The organism is Moorena sp. SIO1F2, assembly GCF_010672755.1.
Classification (GTDB): domain Bacteria; phylum Cyanobacteriota; class Cyanobacteriia; order Cyanobacteriales; family Coleofasciculaceae; genus Moorena.
The window spans coordinates 1-9094 of sequence record NZ_JAAHFV010000270.1 but is presented as its reverse complement, the minus strand read 5'-3'; the positions used below and the strand labels follow the sequence as shown (position 1 = coordinate 9094).

Annotated in this window: 9 protein-coding genes; 4 read left to right on the top strand and 5 right to left on the bottom strand. The window is 45.5% G+C overall.

The genetic code is table 11. From position 1 onward, the window contains the following. On the top strand, positions 1 to 501 hold a 501-nt coding region (locus F6J94_RS24850; RefSeq protein WP_293045052.1), incomplete at its 5' end, for a response regulator. Here the strand turns inward: F6J94_RS24850 and F6J94_RS24845 are convergent. Beyond that, on the bottom strand, positions 464 to 2299 hold the full coding sequence (locus F6J94_RS24845) for a peroxidase family protein (protein ID WP_293045050.1): 1836 nt from the start codon (positions 2297 to 2299) through the stop codon (positions 464 to 466). The genes F6J94_RS24850 and F6J94_RS24845 overlap by 38 nt on opposite strands. Positions 2300 to 3548: 1249 nt before the next feature. Here F6J94_RS24845 and F6J94_RS24840 point away from each other — a divergent pair. Continuing rightward, positions 3549 to 4229 (top strand): N-acetylmannosamine-6-phosphate 2-epimerase, encoded by a 681-nt coding sequence (locus F6J94_RS24840; protein WP_293045048.1) that lies wholly within the window; start codon positions 3549 to 3551, stop codon positions 4227 to 4229. Positions 4230 to 4256: 27 nt separating this feature from the next. Here F6J94_RS24840 and F6J94_RS24835 read toward each other — a convergent pair whose 3' ends face one another. Then, positions 4257 to 5675: an LCP family protein gene (locus F6J94_RS24835; RefSeq protein WP_293045046.1), complete on the bottom strand. Its 1419-nt coding sequence runs from the start codon at positions 5673 to 5675 to the stop codon at positions 4257 to 4259. 234 nt (positions 5676 to 5909) lie between these two features. Next, a complete protein-coding gene (locus tag F6J94_RS24830; RefSeq protein WP_365940135.1) occupies positions 5910 to 6356 on the bottom strand; it encodes a hypothetical protein in 447 nt (148 codons plus the stop codon). Positions 6357 to 6420: 64 nt separating this feature from the next. Between F6J94_RS24830 and F6J94_RS24825 the strand changes: the two genes are divergently transcribed. Further along, complete coding sequence (locus F6J94_RS24825) at positions 6421 to 6615, top strand: hypothetical protein (RefSeq protein ID WP_293045044.1); 195 nt, start codon at positions 6421 to 6423, stop codon at positions 6613 to 6615. A gap of 48 nt (positions 6616 to 6663) precedes the next feature. Continuing rightward, positions 6664 to 7329 carry a type I restriction endonuclease gene (locus tag F6J94_RS24820; RefSeq protein WP_367142266.1) on the top strand — a complete coding sequence of 222 codons (666 nt, stop codon included), beginning with the start codon at positions 6664 to 6666 and terminating at the stop codon, positions 7327 to 7329. Between the two features lie 45 nt (positions 7330 to 7374). Here F6J94_RS24820 and F6J94_RS24815 read toward each other — a convergent pair whose 3' ends face one another. Beyond that, entirely contained in the window at positions 7375 to 7503 is a 129-nt protein-coding gene (locus F6J94_RS24815; RefSeq protein ID WP_293045042.1) for a hypothetical protein, read from the bottom strand. Between the two features lie 292 nt (positions 7504 to 7795). After that, positions 7796 to 9094: S-layer homology domain-containing protein (locus F6J94_RS24810; RefSeq protein WP_293045040.1), on the bottom strand; the 1299-nt coding region annotated here is incomplete at its 5' end.

The window sequence follows — 9094 nt, the reverse complement described above, 5'->3', positions numbered from 1 at the left end:
ATTGAGGTGGAATCGGTAGTGGGAGAGGGGTCTTGTTTTACAGTTTGGTTACCCACTCAACCCATGGTACCAGCGACTTCAGGAAAAGCTATGCCTAAGTCCAACCTAACTCTCAAAGCTCAAGGCACTGTGGCCTTAGTGGAAAACCAAGAAGAGATGGCTACCCTAATTTGCGAAATTTTGACCGCAGCAGGCTATAAAGTAATTTGGTTGATTGATGGTTCCACTGCCATCAAACAAATTGCATTGCTTAAGCCCCAGACGATCATTATTGATTGGCAGTTACCGACTAGGGAGGGTTACGAAATGACTCAATGGCTGCGTCAATCCTCCACAACCGGTGGGGTAAAAATTCTGGCTTTAACGATTCCGAGCCTGCCAAACATAGAGCAACAAGAAATGATGGAGGTAGTGGATGATTACTTATATAAACCGATCGAACCCATGGATTTATTGTACAGGGTTATGGCTTTGGTGGAAAGTTATAGCGCTGCGCTATAGCTGCTAAACCAAGGAGTGTAACTAAACCAAGGATGCTGCTAGGTTCCGGCACGTCTTCTGGGACAACGAAAGCATTATCTTGGATCTTGCTAATGCTTGAGTTTCGGCGAATAATGTCCGAGAGGCGAGTGCTTTCTAGATCTGGAGCCAAGGCCAGCAGATGATCGAGATCGTTGAGGAAAAAGAACCGGTCACCATCCCGTGCCCGCCTGAACTGGTCTGAGATCACTGTATTGAATAGTTCACCGACCAAGCCACCGTTGAAGGAGTCCTCAGATATTCCTCCAATCCACCAATCCACATCGTCTACAGACTGGTAGATTTGTTCAAATAGAGCTGCTATTTCTGGGTCAGAAGTAATGCCAAGTTCGGTGTTGGTGGTCAAGAAGCCAGTGACCGGAGCCAAACCGAGTTCCACACGAGCCTGATTGTAGCCGGGAAGGCCAACTTCCCTTCCCCGTGCAATATTTAGTGAAGCAAGGTCAAAGCCACCGGTGGGAATCGAGGCCAGGAAATTCCGCACCTCGTCCACTATCTGATTGTCAAACTCTTGAGCCACTTGGGAAGCTAAACCGAAAAACAGTGAATCGACGCCGTTATCAATCACCTCTTGGGGAGTGAAAAAGGCATCGGAAAGGGAGACCCCTCCGGGGGAAGTGCCGTCATTGTTAATGCGCTGAAGCTCTGGGGACAGAAAAGTGTGGCCAACGCGGAAGGTACCATTGGCAAATTCCACGCTGACACGTGGGTCAACGGTGGAATCGTAGCCAGAGTAATCCTCCAAAAGGCTATCGCCAATGAACAGCGGTAGGAATTCATTGTATGTGATTACCTGAATCTGAGCGCCGACCACCTTACGGGTTGATTCGTAGATAAAGTCCCCTTTATCAAGTCCTGACTCTTCTAACTTCTCCAAAATCACCGGGTCACCAGCGTCAATTTGTTGAGCAAGTGTTTCAGCTATCCGATTGTGCTCCCGCACGAACAAGGTGTGAACTGCGGTTAACCCAATCTGTTCGTTGACACGAACATCGCCACCGATGAACAACTCTTCTGGTGCTAATGCTCCAGACCGGTCAGTGTTGGCATTAGGCAATCCCCCAGTGTTGAAAGGCAGTAGCTCTTCACCATTGATAATCTGGCTCTTGAGCTTTCCAGTACCATCATTCGTACGCAAAAATTCCGCCCGCACTGAATCAGATCCGTAGACCTGTGAACCATCAATAAAAGAAGTTAGCTGGTTGATCTGCTGGCGCGGATTGCCAGGTCCAGTGCCAGTACCTGGAGCTGTAGGAACCCTAACAAAGGGTATAGATGGGGCGAGTGGATCTGGAAGACCAGTGGAAATGTCAATGGGATTAATTGGGATAGGGGTGAAATCCTCTGGTGGGGGAGCGGCCTCTCCCTCATTGAGATCCAAGTCGTGATCAATGAACTGCCCCCACTGCCAGATCCAGTCGCTGGCGTTGAGGAAATTAGGCACGAATTCAGTCTGGCGGACAATGGTATTGCTAATGTCACGAGCGTTAGGCAGAACATTGCCAGTCGGACCGGTTATTCTTGGTGCGTTGAAGCCATCTTCGTACTCAGGAGTCAGGAGCCGAAGTAGTGGTGTTTCGGCTTCACCCAATGTCGGATCATTGGGGTTGTTGTTCAATCCGTTAATGGTGCGAAATTCTCCTGCAGCAGCAGGCACAGACATGGTAAATCCTAGGGCAGCAAAAGTGGTTACTGCTAGACCAAGCTGACGAGGCTTGAGATTTCTAACCACTTTCAAGTTAGATAAATGATTTTTCATAAGGTTAGTACTTAGGTTAAGATTGCATCCCAACCGCTAATGTGGTAGATGCAGTAAAATACTCTATCTGTTCTAAGAAGGTGTTTGAAAAGTAGCTACATGGTTTGGTAAATGCGGGTAGTTTACTTTAGTTATCCCCAAGATTCAGAGGTTTTCGTCTAAAGTAATTCCTCAAGTAAGTCCCTCATTTATCGCCAGTAAATAATTTTTAAAACGGGCTTTTAGAGCGATTAATTATTTATTTTAGCTACAGTTTCCGTAATTCCCCCATAGTCAAGATTAAAAATTACTGCTAATTGCCGCTAATTTTAATATAGCTGGATTTCGGCTCTCTACCGCAAAAAAAAAAATTTTTACATAATCTTTAATAATTCTTTAATTAAAGATTATCTGGATAGATACGCACGTAAGCATTCAGCTATCAGCCGTCAGCCGTCAGCTTATTTTATTCACAAGCACCATTAGTAGCCTAAGCTATGGGCATAAACTGTTCGGTGTAGCGTGGCCACAGACCTTTAGCTGTTCGGTGTAGCGTGGGCGTAGCCCATTAGCTGATACGCGACACGCTGATAGCTGACGGCTGAATGCTTACAGACGCACAATAAATCAATATCTTGTCAAGCCAATAAATCTTGATTGTAGATAAATATAGTGTAAGGATTTAGGTATAGGGGTTGACAAAAGCATAAAATTTAAAGTAGCCATTGATGAGTAAAGCCACTCTACGTCTTTTGGCTGAGGAATCGCGCCAGTTTATCAACGAAAAACTGGTGGAAATTATGCTTGGGCAACAAAGCTTGATTAATCAGCTATAACTGGAAATATAAAGACTGAAATTCAGCATAAAATTAGACTCAATGACATGAGAATTACCCTTAAAATGACCTGATTTTAAAAAGCGATAAAGTCAAAACAAAACACATACAACTACCAAGCAGATTTCCGTAAGAGTCCGTGGCGCTGGTAGATGGAGAGATGGGTAAATAGGGAGATCGGGAGATGGTAATATTTTTATTAAGGGTAATTATCTGGAGGTAATATAATACAATAAACCCAGTGCTTAAACCAATTACTATATAACGGTTATTAGATTTATGAGCTACACATAATTTTTTCCCGATTCCCGATTCCCGATTCCCGATTCCCGATTCCCGATTCCCTAAAATCCAAAACTTCTGTAGCTTACCTATTTTATAAATGCTGTGAAACCTCTATATATCGATCATCACTTACTGTAACCACCAACAACATGGCAGCTAATTATCTCAATTCAATTCGTCATAGTCTAATTGTTTCTTGTCAGGCACCCCGTGACTCACCCCTGCACCACCCCCTAGTGATTGCCGCTATGGCACAAGCTTCGATAAATCAGGGGGCATCGGGTGTGCGTATTGATACACCTGACCATGTGGCAGCTGTCCGTAGTCAATGTCCCACTGCTCCAATTATTGGCTTGTGGAAGCAACAGTTACCGGAGTCTGAGGTTTATATTACTCCCCAGTTTCACCATGCTAAAGCGATCGCATCCGCTGGTGCTGATATTATTGCCATTGATGCCACATTACGGGAACGTCCTGGAGGGGAAACAGTTCAAGATTTAATTAAGCAGATTCACGATACACTGGGTAAACCGGTGATGGCAGATGTGGATACCCTTGAGAGTGCGATCGCAGCACAAGCCGCTGGTGTGGATTTAGTTGGTACCACCCTCTATGGCTACACCGCTCAAACCAGCCATCTTTGTCCTCCCGGCTTTGGCCTACTCAGCCAGTTAGTGAACCATCTAGACATCCCAACCATTTGCGAAGGAGGTATTGCCACCCCCGAGATGGCTAAAACTTCCCTAAAGTTGGGAGCCTATGCAGTTGTTGTCGGCACTGCGATTACTGGTATTGATTTGCAAGTTAAGGCTTTCGTAGAGTCATTATAAGTAGGATTAAGCCTATAATTGCCCTTCCTAGAAGCTGGAAAACCTATCGTTTTGTTGAGAATTCAGGTTCTGTAGCCAGTCTTGACCCAACTGAATGGTAATATCTGAGGAAAAAGCACCGGTGCTTTCCACCCGCACTTCCCCAAATCCCAAATAGTTACGGATAGTGCCAGCACTTTCATCGTCTCCCTGTTGGGCAATAATGCGAGTGGTGCGCAATGGTTCCCTGGACAATTTCTGATCAATACGAACATTCTGGTAGCCAGCTTGGCTGAGTTTGCGGAGCATAGCCTTAGGGACTTCAGAAGAATCTGTAGTGTATTGAATGGCAATCCGCAGGGATGTGGAGTTGGCATTGGAGTAATAGGTATAACCTTGACCAAAGTGCTGAGACACCATCTGCTGGATGCGGCGGTGGTTTGGCAACCAGTAACTGGCTTGTTTCTTGCCATCGTTACTAAATCGACCAGGCAGCATTAGCATTTGGACATTGGCTCGTTTAGTCTTGGTGGCAAAACCCGCTAATGCCACTAGCTCTTCTACACTTAAGTTGGTGTCAATGTGGGACTGAATAACTGAGAGGATTTGTGGGATTCGTGCTATAGTGCTAGGTTTTAGTGCCTGTTCTACCAAAGCCCTCATCAGCATTTGTTGCCGCTGAACTCGACCAATATCCCCATACTTGTCATAGCGAAAGCGCAGGAACTGCATCGCTTTATTACCATCCAGGTGCTGTCTACCTTTTTTGAGGTTGATATAAAGGTGTTGAGAGTGGTCGGTGTACTTCATGTCCTTGGGAATATAGACCGTAACTCCTCCCAAGGCATCCACCAGTTTTTCCACACCCTGAACGTTTACTCGGATATAACGGTCAATGGGCACATCATCAAGAAGATCACTGACCGCCTTCGCTGTGAGTGCAGGCCCGCCAAAATAATTTGCAGCATTGAGCTTAATTTTACCATGTTTCTCAATACGAGTTTGAGTATCACGAGGCATGGAAAGAACTTTGACTTTTTCCCCGTCTGGGTCAAACCGTAGCAGGAGCATGGTATCTGACAAACCCTCTAAGGAATTGACCAGAGCGTGGTATCCCAGGTCTACTTCTGGGGGTTTATCTAGATCAGAGGTTAGGACTTTGATACCAAGAAATAAGATATTAACTGGTCGAGTCAACTCCGGCAAGTGCATGGTGTTGCTGGAGATGGTTTCCTCTTGGTTAAATACAGATTTCTCGTCCGGAGTCAGTTCACTTTGCAGCAAAGGGGTACTTGCCAGGGATACAGCTAGCATTGCACCTGCTGCCGCAGATGACATTGCCACTGCGGTAAAACCTAGCCAAAGCCAGAGCAAATTCCCTCGCTTGACTTTTACCTTTTTTCTGCGAACGGGGCGAGTAGGTCTTCTCACTACACGGCGTTTTCGATAAGTTCTTTGAACTGGCACTGGGCTTCCTCACACACAGGCAATAGGGATGGTATTGACAGAAGAAGACTATTCACTCCTGACCGGTTTCACATGGTTGACCTGGATCTTCCATCTTAAGGTTTAGTATTAATACTCTATAGCAGGTTTTATAACAGGTTGCTGCCTGATCAGGTAAATTTTCGATCAACCTTGCCCAATCCTTCAGTCAAAACCATCATTAGAGTACATTATTTCTTTTAGTAAACCCCTAAACTAGGACAAATACTTGCCCAGGATTCCTTCAGAGATCCGGCTAATCCCAGGCAAGCGTGGTGACTGGCGCTGCCATAAGCGCACCATCACAGCGAAACTGACCAGAAAATAGCCAGATGTCAGCATAGCATTGAGAAACAGCAAGCGTAATGTCCAAAATTCCGACAATTGTGCTCCTGCTGATAATAAACTGTACCCTAGCAACCAACCAAAGGCCAAGGTGACCGACAAGCGACTGACGGTTTTTTCCTCTCTGGTTCCCTGAGAGTGGTACACTGTCCACAGTGCTGGAAACAAGCCAAAGATGGGGACAAGGTAAATAAATAGCTGTAGGCGCTGAATATCTTGATTTTCGGTAGATTTAGTGTTTTTCACATGCTGTTTCATCCGTAGCTTGCCTTGATAATCGCTCAAACCCCATGACTTGGTAGTTTTACCTCTTATCATGACATTACCTAGTGGTTATTCACCAATGGCAATAATATAGTAATAGCAATAGGGCAATGGCAACATGGATAATCAGCTAACCTTCATTATCAAACTCGTAATCCTCTCCACGATAATAGCTGTTATTATTAAATACGTTGCTCCCAGTTTACCCATTCCCGCTACATCCGTTAATGGGTTGATTGGTGTACTGGCTCCAACGGTTATTTTAGCGATCGCATTAGTCGGTCGAGCCTTGAGCTATGGGAAGTCTAACTGACAAACTAGTGGTAATCCCTAACTAGCTTTCGCGGTCGGCGATCATAGTTTGTTTTCCCGAGAAGTTAAGACAGACCTTGGCTCAATCGAGATGGTGAAGACGATTCCAGCAACAGAACTTAGCTTGCATGATGTGAAGGTCAAATTTGACCTGACTTCAGCCGAGGATGACCAATTTTTCCGAGAGTGGCAGGAGGAGTTATCAGAACTTACCGACACTGAACGGCAGTCCTTAGAGCAAATTAAGGCTCAAATACTATACCTGGAACAGTATCCGATGGTGGAAGACATTGTCAAAATGGTAGTGCTGTCTCCCTTGTTAGGACTAGCGGGCTTTTATGGTTCTCCCTTTCACCTCAAGACAGAGGCTGCAATAGAGATTTCCGCTGTTGAGGAGCACGAAATCCTGCGAGGGCGTATTGATGTGCTGGTGCTACAAGACCAGTTTTGGGTATTAGTGATTGAGTCAAAACAAGCTGGATTCTCTCTCAAGTCAGCAATTCCTCAGGCATTGACCTACATGATGGCTAATCCTAATCAGTTGCGCCCTAGTTTTGGCTTGGTGACTAATGGTACTAATTTCCGGTTTTTGAAACTAACCAAATCCGGTAGACCGATGTATGCTCTTTCCGATGAGTTTACCCTCTATCGTGGCAATGACTGGTATAATGTGCTTAGGATTCTCAAGCGCATTGCTGAATTGATAGTGATGTGAACTATAGCAGTTCTAAATTGCTGTGAGGTACTTTATTCCTAGGTTTTAGGGAGTAGGGAGTAGGGAGTAGGGAGTACGGGGAATAAAATTGACTGTAAGCGATCGCGTAGCGGCTCTGAACGCGCCCCGCGTGGCCTTTGGCCTTAAGAGCATCGCTCTACGATTGTTATGCATGATTTGTACCTCTGATCGGTTCTTGGAAAATCATTGTTCCCTGTTCTCTGGTAAGCATTCAGCCGTCATAAGCATTCAGCCGTCAGCCTTTAGCCGTCAGCCTTTAGCTGATAGCTGATAGCTAAATCGAAATGCGATCGCGTAGCGGCTCCATTGGACCATCGCGTAGCGTGACCTACGGTCAATCGCTTACAGCTATGGCGCTATACAAAAAAAAGCCTGCACTCAGCAGGCTACCGATGTTTTCAGAAAGATTTAGTTGATCTAACTCCCGTGAGATCGAAACTATAAATCAACCAACCACAATGTACTCACTATTCACAGCAGCGGTTAGTGTGCCCTGATCCAGCAAAGCCTGATAAACCATCGCAGCTACCTCACCACGAGTGGCCTCACGCACCGGATTGAGTTTCCTCTGGTCAGGGGAATTGACCACAATCAGTTTTTTAGTAGCGGTTATTACTTGATCTGTGGCATAGCTGGGAATATCTCCTTTGTCATCATAGAGATCCAAAGCATTAGGATCCGATTCGTTTAAACCCAAACCATTTACTAAGGAAACAATCACATCCGCTCGCTTAACATTATCGGCTTGTCCGAAGTTGCCATTAGCGTAACCAGAGAGGAATCCACCGCGATAGGCTTTTTGAATTGCATCCTTAGCCCAAGACTTATCACTGACATCTTTGAATTGCTTGGCTGGCCTTTCCGCTTTCGGTGCAGGGTTGAAGGCTTTGCTAATCAAGGCAGCATATTGAGCACGGTTGATCTTATCGTTAGGTTTAAAGTTACTGTTGTCAACACCTGAAATCATACCTTCTGCCAACAATCCTTGAATAAACTCTTTCGCCCAGTGGTTTTGAATGTCTGCGAATGTGGGTATCCCGTCGTCGTCAAATTTGACAATATATTGATTAGTAATGGCGCTGACTGTTCCAGCATCCACCAAGGCTTGATAAACCATCGCAGCTACTTCAGCACGGGTAGCATTGCGAGTTGGGTTGAGTTGCCTGAGATTGCTGTGATTAACGATAATTTCTTTTTTGGTTGCGGTTTTGACAGCCTCAATGGCGTAGCTAGGAATAGAACCGCTGTCATCATAGGCTTGTAAGGCATTGGGACTAGCAGCCGTTAAGTCTAACCCATTCACTAGTGAAACAATTATTTGGGCACGTTGGACCTTGTCTGCGGGTTTGAATGTCCCCCCAGGGTAGCCAGACAGGAATCCACCACGATAGGCTTGTTTAATCTTTTCGTAAGCCCAATAATTGGAAGCAACATCACTGAAATCCTTGGCATCCCTTTCAGCTGAAGGATTGAAAGCGTTGACCAACAAGGCCGCATATTCAGCACGGGTCATTGTTTTTTCTGGCTGAAAGGTGCCATCAGGGAAGCCACTAATGTATCCTTTACTGTACAATCCCTTGATGAAATCCTCTGCCCAATGACCGGCAATATCAGTTAACTTTTTAGTTGGAGATGGAGTAGGTGTTGGAGATGGAGTAGGTGTTGGAGATGGAGTAGGTGTTGGAGATGGAGTAGGTGTTGGAGATGGAGTAGGTGTTGGAGATGGAGTAGGTGTTGGAGATGA

What these genes read in the sequence shown, in the direction of transcription:
- F6J94_RS24845 (WP_293045050.1), bottom strand. Translation starts at nt 2,299, where the DNA reads ATGAAAAATCATTTATCTAACTTGAAAGTGGTTAGAAATCTCAAGCCT.
- F6J94_RS24840 (WP_293045048.1), top strand. Translation starts at nt 3,549, where the DNA reads ATGGCAGCTAATTATCTCAATTCAATTCGTCATAGTCTAATTGTTTCT.
- F6J94_RS24830 (WP_365940135.1), bottom strand. Translation starts at nt 6,356, where the DNA reads ATGATAAGAGGTAAAACTACCAAGTCATGGGGTTTGAGCGATTATCAA.
- F6J94_RS24825 (WP_293045044.1), top strand. Translation starts at nt 6,421, where the DNA reads ATGGATAATCAGCTAACCTTCATTATCAAACTCGTAATCCTCTCCACG.
- F6J94_RS24815 (WP_293045042.1), bottom strand. Translation starts at nt 7,503, where the DNA reads ATGCATAACAATCGTAGAGCGATGCTCTTAAGGCCAAAGGCCACGCGG.